This is a genomic window from Veillonella sp. oral taxon 158 (assembly GCF_018376515.1).
Taxonomy (GTDB): Bacteria; Bacillota; Negativicutes; order Veillonellales; family Veillonellaceae; genus Veillonella; species Veillonella rogosae.
The window spans coordinates 120381-142837 of record NZ_JAHABE010000001.1 but is presented as its reverse complement, the minus strand read 5'-3'; the positions used below and the strand labels follow the sequence as shown (position 1 = coordinate 142837).

Here is a 22457-nt window from a genome sequence, read left to right as displayed (position 1 = left end):
CACGATTATTTATAGTATTTTTTACAAAAAAGGTGGATGACTCAAAACGGTCATCCACCTTAGTATAATAATCGGCTGATTAAAAGTAGAAAGGAGTTAGGATTAAGTTCAGCCGACATTATAGGTTATTGAAGTTCTGGTTCAATTAAACCATAGAAACCATCATGTCTACGATATACAACGTTCATTGCTTCAGTTTCAGCATTGAAGAACATAAAGAAGTCATGACCAATAAGATTCATTTGCAAGATTGCTTCTTCTACATCCATTGGGCGTACTGCAAAGTGTTTGCGTTTTACAACTTCGATAGTTTCTTCTTCCACAGGAGCTGCCAACACTTCTGGATGGAACGCTTCTTGTTTTTTGAAACGTTTAGCTAAACGAGTTTTATGTTTATGAATTTGGCGAACGATTTTATCTATTACTAAATCAATAGCAGCATACATATCATCGTTAGTTTCTACACCACGAAGAACAATTTTATCAACGAAGCATGTAAGCTCAATTGTGGACTTATCTTTAACAACGGATAGAACCGCTTGTGCATCTAACTCATCATCGAAGTAACGAGTTAATTTGCTCAATCTTTTCTCGATGTATGCTCTTAAAGCATCTGTCACTTCAATGTTTTTTCCTCTGATTGCTACTTTCATAAGTCAACACCCTTTCTAAAAATCATCCACGAGATACGAGTGTGTGGTATCATGTAACCTTATCTCTCGTGTTATATTTAGTATTTCTACATCTACCTATAAAACTCCTCTTTTTTCTATAAAAATTTTATATTTTTTTATAGAAATATGTATATTTTTTTACCACAAAAAATCAAAAACCCCGACATAATACTATGTCGAGGTTTTGTTATATGTTGTTATTATGAATAATTTTGTATGTGATTACGCTTTAACAACGTTAGCAGCTTGAGGTCCACGGTTACCATCAACGATATCAAATTCAACATTTTGACCTTCTGTCAAAGATTTGAAGCCTTCGTCTTGGATCGCAGAGTAGTGTACGAATACATCGCTACCGTCTTCACGTTCGATAAAACCATAACCTTTTTCTGCGCTGAACCATTTTACTTTACCTAACATGGTAATTTCCTCCTAAAAATATATTTATTGTCTTACTGTCTTGCTCTATATCTGTATCATAACACAGCATGTATAAAATATCAAACAATAATATCAACATTTTTAATGAATATACAAATATTAATACTTGAGAATACGTCTCTCCTAACCATCAAAAAACCCTTTATTTATCAGTATTATAAATAATTACGAACAACCTATAAATTTATAACATAATTTTATAATCATAATAATATATGAATTAAAAATTATCACTTCACAAAAAGGCTGTATAAATTATTGTTATATCACAAATATTTATAGCCATAATCGCATTTTTTAGATTAATATTTGTGCGAAAACCTTATACATATTCTTAATAGTCAATTCATTTCACACCGTGCTATAAAATATATTAATAGATATATAGCAATACATATATTATGAAATTTAATATGAACAAAAAAAGTTCACTTTAAAAATATAAAAAAATAGGAAGCAAGCTCTATTTCTAGAGTTTACTTCCTATAATTTTATAAATTAATCTAATAGAATTTTATCCAAGAAAGATTTTGTTCTTTCATTTGTTGGTGAGTCAAATACACGTTCTGGTGTATCATCTTCTAAGATCAAACCACCATCAACAAATAACACTCTATCCGCTACTTTTTTGGCAAAGCCCATTTCATGAGTAACAATAACCATCGTCATGCCATCTTCTGCAAGAGACTTCATTACATCCAGAACTTCACTAACCATTTCAGGATCAAGAGCAGATGTTGGTTCATCAAATAGCATTACTTTAGGTTTCATAGCCAAAGCACGAGCAATAGCAACACGCTGCTTTTGACCGCCAGATAAAGAATCAGGATATGCATTAGCTTTATCACCTAATCCAACTCGATCAAGTAAAGCTTGACCAATTTTTTTAGCCTCATCAGTAGATGTTTTACGAACCTTAGTTTGTGCCAATGTTAAGTTGTCCATCACGGTCATATGTGGAAATAAATTAAAGTTTTGGAAAACCATACCCACTTCAGCACGTACTTCATTTAATTTTTTCTTATCAGATAGATCCATGCCATCAACGATAACCTTACCAGATGTAGGTTCTTCTAAATAATTCATAGTACGTAGTACAGTACTTTTACCAGAACCAGATGGCCCAATAATTACAACTACTTGACCTTGTTTAATATGTAGGTTGATACCTTTTAGTACTTCATTTTTACCAAAGGATTTATGTACATTTTCTAATTTAATCATTTAATGCTATATTTCCTTTCAAGATATCCAACTAATTGTGAGATTGTCACCGTCATAATAAGATAAATAACGGCAACTGTACCCCAGATTTCAAAGGATGCATAGGTTTTAGCAATAATTAATTGACCACGACGTGTCAACTCTTCGAAGCCGATAACAGAAACCAAAGAGGAATCTTTCAACATGGCAATAAATTCATTACCTAATGGTGGAATAATTGCTTTGAAAGCTTGAGGCATAATAATATAACGCATTGTTTGACCCCAAGTTAAACCAAGAGATCTACCAGCCTCCATTTGACCTTTATCAATAGACTGAATACCAGCACGGAAAATTTCAGACACATATGCACCAGAGTTAATACTACATGCCGTAACAGCTGCAATAAACGGATCGATACGTTGACCTGTAATCATTGGTAAAGCAAAATAAATCAAGAAAATTTGTACCAAAAGTGGTGTACCACGAATGATATCTACATAACATTTGGCTAGTAATCTAACTAAACTAAATTTAGATAAATTAGCTAAAGATACTAACAAACCGATAAAGAAACCACAGCCTACAGACATAGCTGTAATTTCTACGGTCACAAGTGCACCTTGTAATAAAAGCGGCAAATTATCCGCAATTAACCCCCAATTAAAACTCATAATCTCTCCTATTATTTAAATTCTAAAACCACTGGCATATCAGCAGGTGCATCTACATTGAACCATTTTTTATATAATGTATTAAATTCACCGTCTGCCTTCATATCGGCAATTGCTTTATTAATTTGTTCTTGCAACGCTTTATTATCTTTATTCATTGCTAAGCCCAAATATTCTTTTGTATTTGGATATGCCATAAATTTGATGTGTTGGTCAGGATGCTTAGTGCTGTAATACTGTGCAACAGGTAAATCAATTACAGTTGCATCAACACCACCATTTTGTAATTCTAACAAAGCTTCATTACTATGGTCAAATTCTTTTACTGCAGTACCTTCAATTTTATGTGCAAGATCTGCTCCAGTAGTCCCCAATTGAGCGGCAATTTTTTTACCTTTCAAATCATCTAGAGAGTTCACAGCTGTACCATCTTTATAAACTACTGCTAATGCATTTTCATAATAAGGAGAAGAGAATAATACCTTTTCACTTCTAGCTTTTGTAATAGTCATACCAGATGCAGCAACATCGATATCACGAGTATTCAAAGCTGGAATCAAAGCATCAAAAGCTATATTTTTAAGCTCTACATCTTTATTAATACGTTTACCAATAGCGCGGATTAATTCAATGTCAAAACCTGTATAGTCTTGAGTTTTTTCATCCTTAAATTCAAATGGAACAAATGTTGCATTAGTACCTACTACAAGTTTATTAGATGTTGTTTGACTAGAAGAACCACAACCACCAACTAAAGAACCTGCCATAACTAACATACAACTGCCAACAATTAATTTTTTCAACTTGCTATTTATCATATTATGAACCTCATCATTCTAACTTACTACTACTTTATAACAGTATATATAGTTAGTATAATTATGTCAATAAATTTGTATAAAAAATTCCAAAATATCGCAAAATTCCTATATCTATATTTTTATTTTATACATGTAATGTATAAATATTACAGCCATGTATAGAAACTTTCCCATAGGTAGTGGATTTCTATAGATTCTTGAATATACAAATGTATAAAAAGAAAAAAGCACATGAGAAAAGCCTCATGTGCCCGTATACGGCTGACCTGGTCTTTGCCCCCACACTCGCCTGCTGGAGGGTTCGCTCATAAGTCTGAGACTCCCCACTACTACCCCTCTCGGTTTAACCGGCAGGACTTACACCTAAGCCGCACCATGCTCACAGTCGCTTAGACTGCTTATGTGGATCGTTTTGCCTGCGACTGGCATCGACTTTCAACCACAGACCCGTATAGACGTATTATAAAGAATAAGAGTATTCATGTCTAGGTAAAAGATAATTATATAGGTAGCATATAGTATATAATATATAAACCTACAATAGTATAATAACAAATCTAGTAATGAAAATAGATGGTATAAATCAAAAGCCAAACATAATAACGATGAGTTCTCAGACCAATGAGAATATTTTTTGCAACCCCTATTTCTTGATGTATAGAAAATTGGAATAGAAAACCTAAAAAATTCTTCATATTATTTTAATAATTCTAAAATTATTTTTTCAAGGTACTATATCTAGTGTATTCTCAAAAAGTCAATTCATTTTAGTATGCCAAATATGAATACAACATGTATGCAAGAACATACGTGTCATACACAAAACATAATTTATGGTGTATAATTTGTATACTGTTAAATTAGAACGGCCTAAAGTTGTACGATATGAACATAAGTACGAGGGGTTGTACCAAATGTTCTGTACGTTAGTTAGAGGGGTTTATTATGTTTATGTTATCATTGATGCAACCATCTGGGTTGTATGAACTGGAAAAGGACAGTTTAGAAGCAATAAGCGCTCAGCTTTTGCAGATGATACAAATGAAAAGCTATCATCTCTATACTCATTCTATCCAAGTTTCAAACTATGCAGTTAGTATTGCTGCTAAAATGGGCTTACCATTAAATGAAATTGAACAAATTCGTCACGCAGCTTTACTTCATGATGTAGGGCTATTAATGGTACCTAATGCATTAATTCAAAAATCTCCATATCTAAATAAGCAAGAAATGTCCAAGTATAAGCAACATGCTGCAAGTGGCGCCAATATGATCGAAAACTACCCTTGCTGCCAACAAATCTTGCCTTATATTCGTTACCACCACGAAAAATGGGATGGCTCTGGTTATCCAAAACATCTACGAGGTGCTAACATTCCATTAGGAGCTCGAATTATTGCTGTTGCCGATTACTATGATACAACAGTGAATCCTTCTACCGAGTTTTGGGCAAAAACTAAAGCTAAAGCAAAAGAAGAACTCTTCAGTGCATCCGGTTCCCTTTTCGATCCAGATGTAGTAAAAGCTTTTATTGATGTTCTTGGCTAATAGACTTACTAAGCGTTCACCATAAGGTGGACGCTTTTTTGGTGGAAATTTAAAAACTACCACTAGCTAATGTTAAGGCATCAATTTTAAGAGGTTTATACGACCTCAACACCTTAGTTACAGCCTCAATTGTTGCGCCTGTCGTATAAATATCATCAACAATTAAAATATTTTTATTAGCCAATTCCATATGCTTATACTCAGCTTTTACGACAAAGGCATCATCAATATTTTGATGTCTCTCCTTATTTGTTAAAGCCCACATATCGTTTGAAGTATCAAATTTATATATACAATCTAACCAAATAAAATGCTTATTATCGATGTTTTGTAAGGACTTGGCCCAATGACTGAAAAATAAATCAACTTGATTATATCCCCTCTTATTTATTTTTTTCACACTAGACGGTACAGGTACAATATAGTCATATACGGTTTTACAATTATGACTAAGTATATTAAATGTATTATATTTCATGTAAAAGTTGTACGACGCTAAAAAAGGAGCAGCCCCTTTGGACTGCTCCTTTTTTTCATTAAATTTTACATCGTAAATCATAGACTTTAGACCACCACGATATTCAGCTAGCACACATACATCATCTACATGATGTAAAAATTTATGTGGCACATGACGAATATGTAATAGATCTGTAAAACAAGTTTTACACCAATCACCTTGTGTTGCTACAGGAGCCCCACAGTGAGGACAAACAGGTGGAAATAGGAAATCCAAAAGACTCATTTAAGAATCACATCTCCCTTGTAGTCGTTCTTTAAACAATGTATATCGTTCATCACCATTAACGGTACGTACGGCACGTTCAACAGCACTAGTAGTACCAACGATAATAACTTTTCGTTTTGCTCGGGTAACAGCAGTATACAACAAGTTGCGTTGTAACATACCACCATATCTAGGGACAAATGGAATAATAACTACGCCATACTCACTACCTTGGCTTTTATGAACCGTAATAGCATAGGCTGGCATAATCATATGTGCTTCATCGATAGGTAGACGAACCTCTTTATGGATAAATCGGATACAAATGTCCGTTCGTGTAATGGCGTAAATTACACCAATTTCACCATTGAAAACCTCTAACTCATAGTCATTTAGGATTTGAATAACCTTATCACCAACGCGATAAGTAATACCATTTACACGTGCTTCCCCTTTATAGCTATCCGGTGGATTAACAGCTTGTTGTACATATTGAGATATCAAGGTACTACCGGCTTCACCACGACGCATAGGAGAAATGATCTGAATATCTAATTCATCCTCTACATATTCCTGTTCTCGTTTATATACATCGATGATGGCTTTCATCATCATGTCATAGGATTTAACGGGAATAAAAGAAAACTCTTCACTCACACCATCTAGGTTCGGCATTTCCCCACGATTGATAGCATAAGCGCTTTCAACGATAGTATTACCCGAACTTTGACGATAAATCTGATTGAGTCGCGTATAAGGTACGCAATCACTATCAAGCAAATCTTTTAATACAAAACCAGCCCCAATAGGTGGCAATTGATCCACGTCGCCTACAATAATAACATGGGCCTCTTTAGGAATCGCGGCCATTAATGAATAGAATAGACGAACATTGAGCATAGATGCTTCATCGATAATAATAACATCTATATCTAATGGATCATCCTCGTTCTTAGTAAAATCATAGGAATCACTACCTTGAACAGGTACTAATAATCTATGTATCGTAGTAGCTTCAAACTCCGTTGCCTCTGTAAGTCGTTTCGCAGCACGCCCCGTAGGAGCACATAAGATAATACGACCTAATCCACCAAGTTGGAACCCTTTTACTAAAGCCTTAATAATCGTTGTTTTGCCCGTACCAGGACCACCAGTTATGAGGGAAAACTTCTCAAAGAAAGAAAGCTGAATAGCCTCTTTTTGAGCATCGCCAAAGGTAATTTGGTTATCTTGCTCAAACTTTTCTATAAAGCTTAGAATATCTAAAGCAATTGGATCTGCTTCTAATAAAAATTCCCGAGTATAGTGCACACCTTCCACTTCAGAAACATACATTTCTGGAGGATAGATATATAAAATATCTTCGTAATACGTGCTATACAGTGCACCTTGCTCTAAAAGACTTTCAATAAAGTTAGCAATATCATCTACATCAGTTTGTAAAAGATCATCTAACCGACCTATAAGTTGATCTACAGGCAAGCATGTATGACCTTGATTATCTAAACTGCGTAAAATCCATTCTAAACCAGCCTCTAAACGGCGAGAATCACTGCCAGTAATACCTAAATGTTCCGCCAGTGTATCAGCCGTACCAAAGAGCATATCTGGTGCAACACGCAACAAAGTATAAGGGTTATCCTCTATAACAGCTACCGACTGAACACCGTAATAAGTATATACAGTTCGACTCCATTTAGAAGAAATATGGTGACTTTCAAAAAAGTGATTTAAATCGGATAAAATCCCTTCACCAAGTAATGTATTAAATAGTTCATCCTTAACACTTTTTCGAAGACCAGGAACATCCTTAATTTCTTCAGGACGTTCCTGTCGTAAAATTTCTAAAATACGAATGCCAAAATAGTCGAGAACCTTCTCTACAGATTTCTCACCAAATCCTTTTATACCTAGGTTTAGTAAATACGTTTTAGCAGCGCCCATATTATCGGGCTTTAACTTTTCCACACTGCTCGCATCAAATTGGCGACCATACTTTTCATGCTCTACATAGCGGCCTCGTACTTCAATATCTTCCCCTTCTTTAGGAGACTCGAATTTGCCGGTACAAGTAATGTATTCCTCATTATAATCTTTGAGGATAAAAACGCAATATGTACGCTGTGTATTCTCATATATAGTTCGGTATACAAATCCTCGTATGGCGTCCATTATTTCTCCGTATTAGGCAAGGCTTCAATAATTTCTTGCACCGCATCGGTAATGCTACCTTCGTTACCAATTTTGATATGCGCCACTTCTTCGTATAATGGGTATCGTTCTTCGTATACATTAAATATATACTCAATACTTTCTTTTACAAGTGGGCGAATTTCAAGATCCAAATCATCTAGAATATGATTTACATCGCGATTAACGAATACAACAAGACCGTTATTGCGCATTAAGTTTACAGTTTTATCATAAGTAACTGTACCACCACCTGTAGCAATAACAGATGGTTTATTGTGAATCAATTCTTTGATTGTAGTATATTCGTATTCAGTGAAAGCATCTTTACCATCGTGAATATAAATATTTTGTACAGATTTACCAACCTTATTTTGGATTGTTTGATCTAAATCGAAGAAGTCTCTACCTAATTCTTTAGCAAGAACCTTACCTACTGTAGTCTTACCTGCACCAGGCATCCCAATGAGGAAAATATGTTTATGCATATTTTCTTTTAAGAAATCGTTACTCATGGAAACAACAGTTTTCATATAATTTTCTACATAGTTCGCTAAAGACTCATCTTTGCAGTTAGAACGATGCATAGCAATGATACTTGCATCCCGTTCTTCATCGACGAGTGGCAAATGATGTTCATCTTTATATTTGCCAATTTCTTTAATTAAGGATAGTCTTTTTTCAAATTCACTGACTAAAACAGTATCAATACTGTCAATTTGTTTGCGAGCTTCTTTAATATCCATGAGAACCCCCTTATTATGCTTTAGCTAAAATAGCTAACGCCTGTTCTTCATCTACCTTCATTTGATCGATAAGATCTTGTAAGTTATTAAATTTAACTTCTCCTCTAAGATAGGAAATAAATTGTACGATTACTTCTTTTCCATATATATCTTGATCAAAGTCAAACACGTGTACTTCACATCTATGGTACTGGTTTTTAAATGTAGGATTGTCTCCAACATTACCTACCCCATCATACCAAATGCCATCAATGCATACACGATTAGCATATACTCCATCTGGAGGTGTAGCCATTTCATTAGGAAGCAATAAATTTAATGTAGGGAATCCTAATGTACGTCCCCGTTGATCACCTTTTATTACAGTACCTTTAAACTGGAATGGTCGACCAAGCCAATGAGTGGCATCTTCTAGACGGCCTTCTCGAATAGCTTTTCTAATTTCAGTACTCGAAATAGGAGTACTAAGTCCATCACAAGGCAATAAAGGCTGAACTAAAACTTGTATCGCCTTATCTGCCAATACTTGTTTCATATATTCAGGATTACCTAGCCCTTTAGCACCGAATGTGAAATTCTCACCAACGACGATAGCTTCCACATTAGTATCTTTACAAAGGGCATCTAAAAACTCATCAGCACACATGTTAAGCAATGCTTCAGTCATCGGTAATCGCAAAATATAATCCACCTGGAGGCTTTCAATGACTGTATTCAAAACGTCTTCTTGTATCAACCGTTTAGGTACCCGTTCTGGATGTAGTATCGTCAACGGATGATGTTCAAAGGTTATGATGATACTAACACCATTAACTGATGCAGCCTCCTCAACAGCCTTACGTATAACTCGTTGATGACCTCGATGAATGCCATCAAAGGTACCAAGGGCATATACTTTTGTATCTTTGATTTGACGTAGTTCATCAAACGAATGTATTTGCTTCATACTTATCCTTCAATAAAAATATTTTTTTCCACCTTTAAGGAGTGGTTTGTTCGTTTCATAATACCAATAAAACCATGCGGTCCATAGGCTCTATACAAATTATCTGGCTCAGTGAAAGAAAATTCACTATTAATAGGCAACTCCTTGCCTTGCACCATCATCTTTAATTGTACACTATTTACAGTCACTTGTGAAAGATGAGATACCGCCGCTTCTGTTGGTAGTAAAAGGCTTTCACCATGTAACATTAACTCTTCCGCTATTTTTGCGGAATCGATAGCAAAAGGTCCCACTTGAGTACGTGCTAAAGATGTCATAGTTCCTGGTATGCCTAGAGAAATACAAATATCGCGTAATAACGAACGAATATAAGTCCCGCCTGAGCAAGTAACGCGAACCGTAAAGTATGGGAATCCATAGGCTATTAATTCAATGTGTTTAATATGAATTTGACGTAATGGCAACTCTACAGGGATCCCTTTTCGTGCATATTCATAAGCTCGAATACCATTTACTTTAATCGCAGAATACTTAGATGGCCTCTGATCTTGAACGCCTACAAAGGTATTCAAGGTATTAACCAATTCATCAAATGTTGGCTTAAGCATAGATCCGGAGAGCTCAGAAAACTGAATAGATTCATTCAATACAACACCGTCACGCAACACCATATCTGTATCAGGTAATACAGGTTGTCCAGAGCTATCTTCAGTATCTGTAAAAGTTCCAAATTTACATTCAGCTACATAGGTTTTATCAAAACCTTCAGTATACTCTATAAGGCGTGTAGCCTTACCAAGAAATATAGGTAATACACCATAAGCCATCGGATCAAGTGTACCGCTATGACCAATGCGCTTTTCTTTTAAAATACGACGACAAATGGCTACAGCATCATGACTTGTAATACCAGGCGGTTTTAAAAATGGTAAAATGCCATCCATTACTTAATTACCTCAATAAGAGCTTGTTTTGCCTTTTCTAACGGTAGATTAATAGTGCAACCAGAAGCACGAATATGACCGCCTCCACCAAAGTGACTGGCTACTGCGTTTACATCAATGCCTTTAGAACGTAAACTAACACGAGTTCTATCATCGGCTTCAGCTTTTAATAAAATGGCTACATCAACAGTATCGACGTTTCTAATAATATCTACAAAACCATCTGTATCATCTCCAAGAATATTCATAGCTTCTCGATTCAAATCAATGGTCGCTACTGTATTATTCTTGTGGAACTCAATAGTTTGCATAACTTGTTTAGTTAATTCAAGACGACTAGCAGATACGGCCTCAATCGTTTCAGAAATAACATTTGGTCTAGCCCCTGCGGCTACACATTTAGCAGCCATTTCAAGGGTATTCGCTGTGGTGTTACTAAATTTAAAGAACCCACAATCTGTAGCAATCGCCATATATAATGCGGTGCCCATCGACTCGGTGATAGGCCAATTCCATTTCGTACATAAGTCCGTAACAATTTCACCTGTAGCAGCAAATTCTGGCTTCAAATATAGATGATCAGCAAATTCCGTATTGGAAATATGGTGGTCTATATTAAAAATAGGTGCACTCCAGAGTGCACCTACTTTGCCAATTCGCTCATACGTGCTAGCATCCAAAACCATAAGCATATCAATGTCAACTGGATTAGTTTCAAAGTACGCTACATCATGGATGTGGTCCGTATATCGTAAGAATGAGTATTTCTCAGGAACTACATCATCCACTACCATATATACAGTTTTACCTTGTCCTATAAGGGCTTCGTAAAAGGCCACCATGGACCCGATAGCATCGCCATCAGGTCTAACATGGACGGTTAGCATAATAGAATTAGCTTCACACAGAGCCATATGTAATTGATTAATAGTAATCTTACTCATGTTCTGTATCCTTTGTGTTAATTTGTTTCTTCGTCCTTTTTGATTTCATTCAATAGGGATTCGATATGCATGCTATAGTCTAAAGACGTATCCTTATCAAAAGTGATAGAAGGAATATGGCGCAATTTAAGTACTTTGCCAAGCTCAGTACGAATATGACCAGCTGCATGCTTTAATGCGATAAGGGTATCTTGTTTTTCCTTATCAGAACCAAACAAGGAAACATAAATCGTAGCTTCTCGTAAATCACCTGTTACATGAACATCAGTGATCGTAGTAAAGCCGATGCGAGGGTCCTTCAACCCGCGCATCAACATTTGACTTACCTCTTGTTTGATAAATTCTTGTAATTTTCTGACACGAACGTCACTCATATAAACCTCCTAGAATTGAGGTGCAATTTCTTCCATTAAGTATGCTTCGATAACGTCGCCTTCCTTCACATCGCGGTAACCTTCCAAGGAAATACCACATTCGAAGGATGTTTTAACCTCTTTCACTTCGTCTTTGAAGCGGCGTAAGGAGTCAACCTTACCTTCAAATACGACGATGCCATCACGGATCAAACGTACTTCAGAGTCGTTAGTAATACGACCTTCAGTTACATAAGAACCAGCAACAATTGCTTTAGGTGTAGAGATTACTTGACGTACTTCAGCACGACCAACGATAACCTCTTTGAATTGAGGTGCTAACATACCACGCATAGCAGACTCAACATCGTTGATAGCATCATAGATTACGCGATATGTACGAAGGTCAACTTTTTCATTTTCCGCAGCGCGGCGAACATTAGCATCAGGACGTACGTTGAAGCCCATTACGATTGCATTAGATGCAGAAGCCAACATGATATCGGATTCGTTGATAGCACCTACTGCAGCATGGACGATAACAATACGAACTTCAGGGTTTTTAATACCTTCTAAAGATTGACGCAATGCTTCTACAGAACCTTGAACGTCAGCTTTGATGATGATGTTAAGGTCTTTTAACTCACCTTGTTGAATTTGGTTAAAAATATCATCCAATGTAACTTTGTGAGTTGCTTGTAATTCTTGAACGCGTTGTTTTGCAATACGCTTTTCAGCGATTGCACGTGCTTCGTTATCATCCATACCATTGATGATTTCACCAGCTTGTGGAACTTCGGAGAAGCCCAAGATTTCTACTGGCATAGATGGACGAGCTACTTTTACTTTTTCGCCACGTTCATTTGTCATAGCGCGAACTTTACCGTATGCAGTACCAGCAAGAACTGTGTCACCTACACGAAGGGAACCTTTTTGTACTAATACGGTACATACAGCACCACGGCCTTTATCAAGTTGAGCCTCGATAACTACGCCATAAGCTTTACGGTTAGGGTTAGCTTTCAATTCCATAACTTCTGCTACGAGCAAGATATTTTCGAGCAAGTCGTCGATACCTTGTTTTTGTTTAGCAGATACAGGAACCATGATTACATCGCCGCCCCATTCTTCTGGTAAAAGGCCATGTTCAGACAATTGTTGTTTAACATGATCTGGGTTAGCACCTGGTTTATCCATTTTATTAATGGCTACGATAATAGGTACATCTGCAGATTTAGCATGGTTAATAGCCTCGATAGTTTGTGGCATTACACCGTCGTCAGCAGCTACTACAAGAACTGCAATATCCGTGGATTTCGCACCGCGTAGACGCATAGCAGTAAACGCTTCATGGCCAGGAGTATCAAGGAATGTAATTTTATTATCATTATAACGAACTTGGTATGCACCGATATGTTGAGTGATACCGCCAGCTTCGCCAGCCGTTACGTTAGTTTGACGAATTACGTCCAATAAGGATGTTTTACCATGGTCAACGTGACCCATGATAGTAACTACTGGTGGACGAGGTTTTAATGTTTCTGGTGCATCTTCAATTTCGATAATATCAGTAGGATCCTCTTCAGGTTCTACTTCAGTTACAGTTACACCAAATTCTTCTGCTACGATTGTAGCTGTATCAACATCAACCTCTTGGTTAATACTTGCCATTACACCTAAAAGCATCAATTTTTTGATAATTTCAGATACTTCTCGGCCCATTTTTTCAGCTAGTTCTTTAACAGTTAAAGAACCAGACAATTCAATTTCTGTGGCAATCGCTGCTTCAGCCTTACGTTCAGCCTCAGCTTTTTGTTGTAAGTACTGTTCATTACGATGTTTTACGCGATTCTTTTTCTTTTGCATAGATGTAGATAACAAGGATTGAGGGCGATTGTTGCCACCTTTTTTATTTTTCTTGTTACGGCGATCATTGTTATTAGAATTGCGATTATCGTTGTTGCGGTTGTCGCTATTACGGTTATCGTTATTGCGATTGTCGTTATTACGCGCATCATTAGGACGACCGTTATTATTGCGGTTGTCATTATTGCGGTTATTATTGTTATTAGGGCGGTTATTAGCGCGGTCACCACCATGTTGGTTACCATCGGATTTACGTGTAGGCTCAGAAATTTGTACGTGACGTACATTGCCTTTTTTGTGGTCGTTTTGTTTAGATTGATCGTCTTGTTTTTGACCACCTTGTTTACGATTATCCTTTTTCTGTTCCTTAGAACGATTTGGATGTTGTTGTTTATGTGGCGCAGCTTCTTGTTTATGAGCTGCAGTTGGAGCAGATTTTTGTTCTACTTTTTGTTCTGTTTTTTGTGCTACTTTAGGTGCTTCAGATTTCTTACTCAATTGTTTTTTTACAATTTCATAACCGGAATCATCTACAGAATTAACTGCTTTCGTAACATTTACATTATGTTGTTGCAAAATAGAAATAACCTGCTTACTTTCTACGCCGAACTCTTTGGCGATTTCATGGACGCGCTTTTTGGACATCTACATACCCCCTTATTATCGATCAATCTCTTTTAATATTGCCTTTGCAAATCCATCATCTAGTACGGCAACTACTACCCTAACTTCTTTACCAATGGCCGTTCCTAACGCCTCTTTATTGGCAATACTATGAAGTGGAATCTGATGTGTCTCTGCTAATTGAGTATATTTCTTTTCATTGTTGGCTGCACAGTCACCAGCGAGAAGTACCAATTTCGGTTCCTTTCTCTTTATAGCCTTTTCTACGATGAAATCACCGGAAATAACTTTACCTGCTCGTTGTGCTAACCCTAAGAGATTCAAAATTTTATCTTCATTCATGTATATCAGTGATTACTCATTCTCTTGTAAATCACGTTGTAATGCTTCGTATATCTCTTTCGATACACCATGCTTTAATGACCGTTCTAATCGTTTTGCCTTATAGGCTTGCTCAAAGCACGACATGGATTCACATAGATAGGCTCCACGTCCTGGTGCTTTACCAGTGCGATCAATACTGATGTTACCATCTGGGCTCAAAGCTACGCGAATCAATTCACGTTTAGCCTTAGGCTCACCACATCCTACACAAGTTCGCATAGGTTGGGATTTCGGTTTCATGACTATTCACCTTCCTCAGCGTTGCCAAAACCTGTGAAAGGTTCTTCAGCAGCTTGAGTTTCGCTTTTAATATCGATTTTCCAGTTTGTTAACTTCGCCGCTAAACGAGCATTTTGACCAGCTTTACCAATTGCTAAAGATAATTGGTAGTCAGGTACTACTACGTAAGAAGATTTTTCTTCTTCGCTTACATCTACAGATATAACCTTCGCAGGGCTTAAGGAGTTAGCAATGTAAATTGCTGGATCTTCATCCCATTTAACAATGTCAATTTTTTCATCGTGTAATTCATCAACGATATGTTGTACACGTTGACCTTTAGGACCTACGCAAGCACCTACAGGATCAACATTTTCATCACGGCTATATACGGCGATTTTAGAGCGCATACCTGGCTCACGAGCTACAGATTTAAGCTCCACAACGCCTTCAAAGATTTCTGGCACTTCTAATTCAAAGAGACGTTTTAATAAGCCTGGATGTGTACGGGAAATCATGATTTGAGGGCCTTTCGTAGTTTTCTTAACCTCTACGATATAGCACTTAATGCGATCCCCTTCACGATATGTTTCAGTAGCAATTTGCTCTGTTGGTGGTAAGATTGCTTCTGTTTTACCAAGATCAATAAATACGTTTTTACCTTCTACGCGAGTAATGACGCCAGTGATGATATCACCTTCGCGGCTATAGTATTCTTCGTATACTACGCTGCGCTCAGCCTCTTTCAAACGTTGAATGAGCATTTGTTTTGCAGTATGGGCAGCGCTACGACCAAAGTTGGCAGGAGTTACATCTACTTCTACTACGTCACCAATCTCAAAACGTTTATCTTTTTTGCGAGCATCAAGCAAGCTGATTTCTGTTTCAGGTAATTCCACAGTTTCTACTACTTGTTTTTTTGCCATTACTTTATAAACGCCTGTTTCGCGGTCAATCACAACGTACGCATCTGGGTTAGATGTTGGTTCTTTGCGATATGCTTGCAATAATGCAGCCTCTAAGGATTCAAAGATAACCTCAGGAGCAAAACCTTTTTGCTTTGTAAGTACCATTACCGCTTGAATTAATTCTTGACTCACTCGTATGCCTCCATATATTAAAAATCAAGATGTAATCGAATTTGTGCAATAGCAGAACGTTCAAATGTCATGCTTTCACCATTAATAGTAAAGTCGATAGTTGTATCCGTAAAACCTTGTAAGGCACCAGTAAATTGCTTACTGCCATTAACAGGTTTAAATAACTGAATATCTACGTCTCGGCCATTATAGCGAATCAAATCCTTATCCTTCTTAAGAACTCGATCTAAGCCTGGAGAAGATACTTCCAATAAATAGTTTTCCGTAATTGGATCTTTTTCGTCGAGGACAGCACTTAATTTTTCGCTCACCAACTGACAATCATCCAAATCTACACCACCTGGTTTGTCGAGATAGACGCGCAAATACCAATCGCGTTCGCGCACATAGTCTACATCAACGAGTTCCATATCGGTGCCGGCTATTATACCTTCAACTACAGAGGATACAAATTCCTCCACTGCTTCTCTCTTCATAGCCATCGCCTCCTTCATTACAACATCTTGTATATATCTCTTGATTCATTCACCTTAAAATTAGGCTAATCATAAATGAAAGAGTGGACATAAGCCCACTCTTTTAAAAGATTTATATAAAAGTCATATATAGTATATCACATTTACAGTGTATATACAAATTCTACGCTTTCTGATGGGCATTTAAGAAACCAATACCACATAAGTCATTTTATAAAACCCTAAAATGACTACAATAACAGCATAGTCAAATCTATCCTAATTAATCAACACGGTCATTTAAGCCTTTTAATATAGGGCCTAAATGTTCACACAATACGTCAGCTAAACCATCTAGATTTTTAGCGTCTAAATGATGATCGATTTCTGGATAGCTTTTATAGCGGAGTTCTGCAAAATATTCATCGCGCAACTCATTATAATACAATAATAAACCTGTACATTCATCCATTTTACGGTATTCACCAATGATAAAAGAACCATTAATCATGCGAATTCCGTGAGCAGGATCAATATCTCGAACAAAGCCTTCTAACTCTTCAGGCATAACTTCGGAGAAGTCCCATGTAGGAATTCCTCTGCGACGATAAGTAAAGGTAAAATTATTAGATGGTTCGATTAACATATTTGTTAAGCCCTTCACACATCGTTCCTTAAGACAGTTCCAAAAGGATTCTAAATCAGCTCTTACAAAGGAAATATCCACAAAGGAAAACAAAGGCATCTCAATATGTACCGTATAATCCTCTACCTCTTTATCATATAAGGCACACCAACGCCAACCTAAGTCGTTTTGATAATGGAAAATAGGTACTCGTAAAACCTCTTCTCCACTTTCAATACGATTAGCTAACTCTGTATAGTCACTATCACTAGATGTAACTAAAGTAAAACCTTCAACACTTTGAGGCAACCATGAATAGTCTAAGCCTTTACAAGCTTCAATGATCGTTTCCATACAATGCCTCATATCTTTCTTGATACTGTAAAACAGCCTTTACATAGCTACGCGTCTCAGGAAACGGAATTGTATCAGCCATACCATTCCACTTATTCTCCTGAAGCCAAGATTCTACATGGCCACGACCTGCATTATAAGCAGCTAACGCTTGTACTTCGTCACCATTAAATTCCTTTAATAAATAACCTAAGTACCAAGTGCCTAACTCAATATTAGTGGTAGGTTCTTTTAATTGGCGATCTGTATAATTGCCATGGCCAACTTGTTGTGCTACCCAACGAGCCGTATCAGGCATGAGTTGCATTAACCCAAGAGCACCTGTTTCAGACTCAGCAGTGTTCTTGTATTTACTTTCAGCCAAGATTACACTAGCCACCAAGGACGGAGGCACTTGCTCTTTCTCAGCGGCAGCCATGACTACATCTCTATAGTTAAAGGGATACGCGGTTTGACGCGCCAAAGGATCATCTAGATGTGTAAAATAAAACCATCCAAGTACGACGCAAGACAGCGCCGTTGCCGTTGCACGTTTCATATATCCCCCTTTCTACATATAATTACTATAATATTTACCATTATCTAGCATATAAGAAAATGATAGACAATATGATACTAAATTACATGGGCTTATTATACCATTTAATACTATTTTTTATATACCAATTTTGACACATCTACTGTTATTATTGAGATTTTTGTAAAAGCGGCTCTAAACGCTCACTCCAAATTGTATCTAGTTGTGCGGTCAAAGCCTGAGGCGTACCATTATTATCAATGATTAGATCTGCAAAAGATCGTTTATCGTCGAGTCGCATTTGACTATTGATGCGAGCTAGAGCATCCTCTTTAGAAAAGCCATTACGACTCATCAAACGTTCTATTTGAGTTGATTCGTTTACATAAACGAGCCACACCTCATCCATCATGGTATACCATTCACCTTCTATGAGTAAGGGAATGTCATAGATTAAAACAGCTGTACGATTCGACTCATAATAAGCTGTAAGTTCCATAATCCGATTTCTAATGTGTTCTTTCAAACAGTCATTTAGTTGTCGGCGCTTTTCTTCATTATGAAAGACAATAGCTCCCAGTGCTTCACGATTTAATGTACCATCATCATGCAATACATTAGAACCAAAGGCATCTACAATTGCTTCTAAACCTTCAGTACCAGGCTCTACTACCTCACGAGCGACGATATCTGCATCGATATAAGGTATTCCTTTGTCCTTAAAATAGGTAAGGACTGTACTCTTGCCCGATGCAATACCACCAGTTAATCCTATTTTAAACATATATACCTTCTATTTTTAATAAACTAATATTAAAAAACTATTATTTAACTAACGCCCAATTTTCCGCATGATGTACATCTACAATAAGAGGTACTTGTAACTCCACAACAGATTGCATAGTAGTACGTAATAATTCTTCTACTGCTTCTAATTCAGAGTTCACTACTTCTAATACAAGTTCGTCATGTACCTGTAATAAAAGACGAGATGTAAAGTTTCCTTCTTCAAGCTTTTTCTCGACTTGGTTCATAGCCAACTTAATAATATCTGCCGCAGTACCTTGAATTGGTGTGTTCATTGCCGTACGTTCTGCAAAAGAGCGACGGTTAAAGTTACGGCTGTTAATATCAGGCAATTCACGTTGACGACCGAACATAGTACGAACCTTACCAGTTTCATGAGCCTCTTGAACCATGCGATCCATATACTCTTTAACCTTCGGATAACGGCTAAAGTATAGCTCAATATAGTTTTTAGCTTCACCCCGTGTAATACCGAGGTCACGAGACAAGCCAAAGTCAGAAATACCGTAAATGATACCAAAGTTAATCGCCTTCGCATGGGAACGCTCTTCACTCGTAACGTCCTCTTGAGATTTTCCTAGTACCTCTGCCGCAGTAAAACGGTGAATATCCTTGCCTTCTACGAAGGCTTTAATTAATGCTTCATCGCCAGATAAGTGAGCTAAGATGCGCAACTCAATTTGAGAGTAATCGGCACTCACCAAGGTATCGTAACCTGTACCTGGGTAGAATAAAGCACGAATTTCTCTACCCTTTTCAGTACGGACAGGAATATTTTGTAAGTTTGGATCAGAGGAGCTGAGACGTCCTGTAGCCGTAACCATTTGATTGAAGGTAGTGTGAATGCGTTTAGTCTTATCATTAATAAGAACGGCCAAGCCTTCACAATACGTAGATACTAGCTTAGCTACAGAACGGTATGCCAAGATTTTCTCTACAATCGGACTTTCATGACGAAGCATATCAAGTACTTCTGCATCTGTAGAATAGCCAGTCTTAGTTTTCTTAATGATTGGCAAGTTCATCTTTTCAAACAAGATAACACCCAATTGTTTAGGCGAGTTAATGTTGAAAGTTTCCCCTGCGATATCGTAAATCTCTTGCTGTACTTGCGCTAGTTCCTCTTTAAAACGAGCCGTAGTTTCAGCTAATTTTTCTGTATCAATATAAATACCATTTTTCTCCATTACTACTAAAGTATGAATCAATGGCAACTCAATTGTTTCATATAGAGACCAAAGCTCTTCACGGCGTGCAGATTCACAAGCTACTTCGTTCATAGCGAGTAAAGCTTTCACCATGGATACGCATTCTACATCTACACTACCACTAGCAATGCTTGGCACGGAGAAACGTTCCGTTAAATATAGATAACCATAGTTGGTACGCGTAGGATCTAACAAGTACGCAAGAAGAGACATATCATGGACACGAGCGGTTTTATCATCATTAAATAGAGAAATCTCAGCTGGTGCATCTTCACCAAAGGCTTCAATAATCTCTTTAGTTTGAGTAGTAACGATGGAATTTGCACCTTGTAAAACCGCTAATACAGCTTTAGTATCATCTGTTTTTACAATAGTATCACCATTAGATAAATACGCATTCGTAACTGTTCTAAATGGAGTTTTACCATCTAATACAACATGTACTGCCACCGTTTTATCTGTATAGAACTCAGAGGTTAAAGCCTTAGCATCTGTTAAATCATTTAGAGAAATTTCCTCTTGTGGAGCAAATAAAGAACCAGGATCACCAAAAGCGGCTTCCTCTCCGCCCATTACTTGTACGATACGAGGCGTTAATTTAGTAAATCCCAAGGTTTCGAATAAAGGCTGTACTTCAGAGGCATGGAAATTTTGTAAAAAGTCTTCTACTTTATAAGATAAATCCATATCTGTTTTAATAGTAGCCAACTCACGGGATAAGAAAGCTAATTCTTTATTCTCTAGTAAACGCTCTTTTAATTTTTTACCAGAAATATCTTCAATATGATCATATACAGATTCAAGATTACCGTATTCTGTAATTAATTTAAGGGCCGTTTTTTCACCTACACCTGGTACACCTGGAATATTATCAGAGGAATCACCCATAAGGGCTTTCATTTCGATAACCTTATCAGGACCATAGCCATAAAGTTCTTCCATGTTATCAAGAGTAACCTCTAACATGTCAGAAATACCTTTTTTAGTTAAGAACACGTGACTATGCTCTGTAACGAGCTGCAGATTATCGCGGTCACCAGTAATGATTTGAACAGCCATCTCTGATGTACCAAATTTCTTACTTAAAGATCCTAGGATATCGTCCCCTTCAAAGCCTTCTTCTTCAATAACACAAATACCTAAGGCTTTTAATACATCTTGAATAAGACTAAATTGAGGGCGTAAATCCTCTGGTGCATCTGGACGATTACCTTTATATTCGCTGTACATTTCAGTACGGAACGTCTGACGACCTTTATCAAAAGCTACAGCAATATAATCAGGATTAATTTCTTCATACAATTTGATGAGCATAGTTAAAAAACCATACACCGCATTCGTTGGAGTCCCCAAAGCAGACTTCAACGGTGGTAACGCAAAAAATGCACGGAATAATAAACTACTGCCATCTATAATCATTAATTTTTTCATAATACACCTCGCTTAATTCTATCCTTTATTATAACATAATGGAGCTAACTAACTTTTAAAATCAAAATAAATAACTAATTACAACGCTAGCAAATATATTAATAATCTTGATTTCATAAAACAGACTTATATGCTATAGTTAAAGAACAGTAGAAAATGTTTTATACTTCATACTAACAAGGAAAATATTGGGCTGAAAAGTCCTTGCGTATCAATATGTGGTATGATATAATCATTCAGGTATAAGAAACGATTTTTAAGGAGGTGACTCAATTGCCAAACATTAAATCCAGTATTAGAAGCGTAAAAACGGATGCTGAACGTCGTGCGAAAAACGCCGCTGTAAAATCTCAAATCCGTACAGCAAGTCGTAAAACCGTAGAAGCTGTTCAAGCAGGCGCAGTAGAAGAAGCAAAACAAGCACTTGTTCATGCTACTAGCGTAATTGATAAAGCAGCCTCCAAAGGTGTACTTCATAAAAACACTGCAGCTCGCAAAAAATCCAACCTTGCAGCTAAAGTAAACGCTTTATAATTTTAAAAGCAAGTAAGACAGTCTCTCGGATTTCCGTTGAGGCTGTTTTTTTATGCCCTTTTTCATTTTTTATATAATGATTGTTTCGTTTTTTATACAGTTATATTATATTACGCCCTATG

At 36.8% G+C, this 22457-nt stretch carries 23 protein-coding genes; 2 read left to right on the top strand and 21 right to left on the bottom strand.

Annotated features, from left to right (window positions below; all coding sequences use genetic code 11):
* Positions 1 to 125: 125 nt before the first annotated feature.
* The 5 genes from raiA to KH364_RS00650 all read right to left on the bottom strand — a co-directional run bounded on the left by raiA (position 126) and on the right by KH364_RS00650 (position 3810).
* Complete coding sequence (raiA, locus tag KH364_RS00670; RefSeq protein ID WP_009351802.1) at positions 126 to 653, bottom strand: ribosome-associated translation inhibitor RaiA; 528 nt, start codon at positions 651 to 653, stop codon at positions 126 to 128.
* Between the two features lie 243 nt (positions 654 to 896).
* Positions 897 to 1094, bottom strand: coding sequence for a cold shock domain-containing protein (locus KH364_RS00665; protein WP_005386847.1), 198 nt, complete (start codon positions 1092 to 1094; stop codon positions 897 to 899).
* A gap of 519 nt (positions 1095 to 1613) precedes the next feature.
* Positions 1614 to 2339, bottom strand: coding sequence for an amino acid ABC transporter ATP-binding protein (locus KH364_RS00660; protein ID WP_009351795.1), 726 nt, complete (start codon positions 2337 to 2339; stop codon positions 1614 to 1616).
* Positions 2336 to 2992, bottom strand: coding sequence for an amino acid ABC transporter permease (locus KH364_RS00655; RefSeq protein WP_009351786.1), 657 nt, complete (start codon positions 2990 to 2992; stop codon positions 2336 to 2338). Before KH364_RS00655 ends, KH364_RS00660 begins: the two co-directional genes overlap by 4 nt.
* Positions 2993 to 3003: 11 nt before the next feature.
* Entirely contained in the window at positions 3004 to 3810 is an 807-nt protein-coding gene (locus tag KH364_RS00650) for a basic amino acid ABC transporter substrate-binding protein (protein WP_273297954.1), read from the bottom strand.
* 948 nt (positions 3811 to 4758) lie between these two features.
* Between KH364_RS00650 and KH364_RS00645 the strand changes: the two genes are divergently transcribed.
* Positions 4759 to 5361, top strand: a complete 603-nt coding sequence (locus KH364_RS00645) for an HD domain-containing phosphohydrolase (RefSeq protein WP_004693025.1) — start codon at positions 4759 to 4761, stop codon at positions 5359 to 5361.
* A gap of 49 nt (positions 5362 to 5410) precedes the next feature.
* On the opposite strand, the gene KH364_RS00640 is transcribed toward KH364_RS00645, so the two are convergent.
* From KH364_RS00640 to polA, 16 genes are all read right to left on the bottom strand, one after another.
* Positions 5411 to 6106 (bottom strand): double zinc ribbon domain-containing protein, encoded by a 696-nt coding sequence (locus tag KH364_RS00640; RefSeq protein WP_273297953.1) that lies wholly within the window; start codon positions 6104 to 6106, stop codon positions 5411 to 5413.
* Positions 6107 to 8260: an ATP-dependent RecD-like DNA helicase gene (locus KH364_RS00635; protein ID WP_273297952.1), complete on the bottom strand. Its 2154-nt coding sequence runs from the start codon at positions 8258 to 8260 to the stop codon at positions 6107 to 6109.
* Positions 8260 to 9024, bottom strand: coding sequence for a shikimate kinase (locus KH364_RS00630; RefSeq protein WP_273297951.1), 765 nt, complete (start codon positions 9022 to 9024; stop codon positions 8260 to 8262). The genes KH364_RS00635 and KH364_RS00630 overlap by 1 nt, the downstream gene beginning before the upstream one ends.
* 13 nt (positions 9025 to 9037) lie before the next feature.
* A complete protein-coding gene (ribF, locus tag KH364_RS00625; RefSeq protein WP_273297950.1) occupies positions 9038 to 9970 on the bottom strand; it encodes a riboflavin biosynthesis protein RibF in 933 nt (310 codons plus the stop codon).
* A gap of 2 nt (positions 9971 to 9972) precedes the next feature.
* Positions 9973 to 10914: a tRNA pseudouridine(55) synthase TruB gene (gene truB / locus KH364_RS00620; RefSeq protein WP_273297949.1), complete on the bottom strand. Its 942-nt coding sequence runs from the start codon at positions 10912 to 10914 to the stop codon at positions 9973 to 9975.
* Positions 10914 to 11858 carry a bifunctional oligoribonuclease/PAP phosphatase NrnA gene (locus KH364_RS00615; protein ID WP_273297948.1) on the bottom strand — a complete coding sequence of 315 codons (945 nt, stop codon included), beginning with the start codon at positions 11856 to 11858 and terminating at the stop codon, positions 10914 to 10916. The genes truB and KH364_RS00615 overlap by 1 nt, the downstream gene beginning before the upstream one ends.
* Positions 11859 to 11875: 17 nt before the next feature.
* Complete coding sequence (rbfA, locus tag KH364_RS00610; RefSeq protein WP_012864260.1) at positions 11876 to 12232, bottom strand: 30S ribosome-binding factor RbfA; 357 nt, start codon at positions 12230 to 12232, stop codon at positions 11876 to 11878.
* Positions 12233 to 12241: 9 nt separating this feature from the next.
* A complete protein-coding gene (gene infB / locus KH364_RS00605; protein WP_273297947.1) occupies positions 12242 to 14722 on the bottom strand; it encodes a translation initiation factor IF-2 in 2481 nt (826 codons plus the stop codon).
* Between the two features lie 15 nt (positions 14723 to 14737).
* The gene (locus KH364_RS00600; RefSeq protein WP_009351819.1) at positions 14738 to 15043 is read right to left on the bottom strand and encodes a ribosomal L7Ae/L30e/S12e/Gadd45 family protein; all 306 of its coding nucleotides are present in this window, start codon (positions 15041 to 15043) and stop codon (positions 14738 to 14740) included.
* A gap of 12 nt (positions 15044 to 15055) precedes the next feature.
* The gene (locus KH364_RS00595) at positions 15056 to 15325 is read right to left on the bottom strand and encodes a YlxR family protein (RefSeq protein ID WP_009351781.1); all 270 of its coding nucleotides are present in this window, start codon (positions 15323 to 15325) and stop codon (positions 15056 to 15058) included.
* 2 nt (positions 15326 to 15327) lie between these two features.
* Positions 15328 to 16404, bottom strand: a complete 1077-nt coding sequence (nusA, locus tag KH364_RS00590) for a transcription termination factor NusA (RefSeq protein ID WP_054747221.1) — start codon at positions 16402 to 16404, stop codon at positions 15328 to 15330.
* 17 nt (positions 16405 to 16421) lie between these two features.
* Positions 16422 to 16880: a ribosome maturation factor RimP gene (rimP, locus tag KH364_RS00585; RefSeq protein WP_009351782.1), complete on the bottom strand. Its 459-nt coding sequence runs from the start codon at positions 16878 to 16880 to the stop codon at positions 16422 to 16424.
* Positions 16881 to 17142: 262 nt separating this feature from the next.
* Positions 17143 to 17838, bottom strand: a complete 696-nt coding sequence (locus tag KH364_RS00580; RefSeq protein WP_273297944.1) for a hypothetical protein — start codon at positions 17836 to 17838, stop codon at positions 17143 to 17145.
* Positions 17822 to 18376, bottom strand: coding sequence for a lytic transglycosylase domain-containing protein (locus tag KH364_RS00575; protein ID WP_265137368.1), 555 nt, complete (start codon positions 18374 to 18376; stop codon positions 17822 to 17824). Before KH364_RS00575 ends, KH364_RS00580 begins: the two co-directional genes overlap by 17 nt.
* A 148-nt stretch (positions 18377 to 18524) precedes the next feature.
* Entirely contained in the window at positions 18525 to 19139 is a 615-nt protein-coding gene (gene coaE, locus KH364_RS00570) for a dephospho-CoA kinase (protein WP_273297942.1), read from the bottom strand.
* Positions 19140 to 19179: 40 nt separating this feature from the next.
* Complete coding sequence (polA, locus tag KH364_RS00565) at positions 19180 to 21801, bottom strand: DNA polymerase I (RefSeq protein WP_273297940.1); 2622 nt, start codon at positions 21799 to 21801, stop codon at positions 19180 to 19182.
* A 273-nt stretch (positions 21802 to 22074) separates the two neighbouring features.
* Between polA and rpsT the strand changes: the two genes are divergently transcribed.
* Positions 22075 to 22335, top strand: coding sequence for a 30S ribosomal protein S20 (rpsT, locus tag KH364_RS00560; protein WP_009351773.1), 261 nt, complete (start codon positions 22075 to 22077; stop codon positions 22333 to 22335).
* Positions 22336 to 22457 lie beyond the last annotated feature (122 nt).

Coding starts and splice junctions, on each gene's coding strand:
- raiA (WP_009351802.1), bottom strand. CDS start 653: ATGAAAGTAGCAATCAGAGGAAAAAACATTGAAGTGACAGATGCTTTA.
- KH364_RS00665 (WP_005386847.1), bottom strand. CDS start 1,094: ATGTTAGGTAAAGTAAAATGGTTCAGCGCAGAAAAAGGTTATGGTTTT.
- KH364_RS00660 (WP_009351795.1), bottom strand. CDS start 2,339: ATGATTAAATTAGAAAATGTACATAAATCCTTTGGTAAAAATGAAGTA.
- KH364_RS00655 (WP_009351786.1), bottom strand. CDS start 2,992: ATGAGTTTTAATTGGGGGTTAATTGCGGATAATTTGCCGCTTTTATTA.
- KH364_RS00650 (WP_273297954.1), bottom strand. CDS start 3,810: ATGATAAATAGCAAGTTGAAAAAATTAATTGTTGGCAGTTGTATGTTA.
- KH364_RS00645 (WP_004693025.1), top strand. CDS start 4,759: ATGTTTATGTTATCATTGATGCAACCATCTGGGTTGTATGAACTGGAA.
- KH364_RS00640 (WP_273297953.1), bottom strand. CDS start 6,106: ATGAGTCTTTTGGATTTCCTATTTCCACCTGTTTGTCCTCACTGTGGG.
- KH364_RS00635 (WP_273297952.1), bottom strand. CDS start 8,260: ATGGACGCCATACGAGGATTTGTATACCGAACTATATATGAGAATACA.
- KH364_RS00630 (WP_273297951.1), bottom strand. CDS start 9,024: ATGGATATTAAAGAAGCTCGCAAACAAATTGACAGTATTGATACTGTT.
- ribF (WP_273297950.1), bottom strand. CDS start 9,970: ATGAAGCAAATACATTCGTTTGATGAACTACGTCAAATCAAAGATACA.
- truB (WP_273297949.1), bottom strand. CDS start 10,914: ATGGATGGCATTTTACCATTTTTAAAACCGCCTGGTATTACAAGTCAT.
- KH364_RS00615 (WP_273297948.1), bottom strand. CDS start 11,858: ATGAGTAAGATTACTATTAATCAATTACATATGGCTCTGTGTGAAGCT.
- rbfA (WP_012864260.1), bottom strand. CDS start 12,232: ATGAGTGACGTTCGTGTCAGAAAATTACAAGAATTTATCAAACAAGAG.
- infB (WP_273297947.1), bottom strand. CDS start 14,722: ATGTCCAAAAAGCGCGTCCATGAAATCGCCAAAGAGTTCGGCGTAGAA.
- KH364_RS00600 (WP_009351819.1), bottom strand. CDS start 15,043: ATGAATGAAGATAAAATTTTGAATCTCTTAGGGTTAGCACAACGAGCA.
- KH364_RS00595 (WP_009351781.1), bottom strand. CDS start 15,325: ATGAAACCGAAATCCCAACCTATGCGAACTTGTGTAGGATGTGGTGAG.
- rimP (WP_009351782.1), bottom strand. CDS start 16,880: ATGAAGAGAGAAGCAGTGGAGGAATTTGTATCCTCTGTAGTTGAAGGT.
- KH364_RS00580 (WP_273297944.1), bottom strand. CDS start 17,838: ATGGAAACGATCATTGAAGCTTGTAAAGGCTTAGACTATTCATGGTTG.
- KH364_RS00575 (WP_265137368.1), bottom strand. CDS start 18,376: ATGAAACGTGCAACGGCAACGGCGCTGTCTTGCGTCGTACTTGGATGG.
- coaE (WP_273297942.1), bottom strand. CDS start 19,139: ATGTTTAAAATAGGATTAACTGGTGGTATTGCATCGGGCAAGAGTACA.
- polA (WP_273297940.1), bottom strand. CDS start 21,801: ATGAAAAAATTAATGATTATAGATGGCAGTAGTTTATTATTCCGTGCA.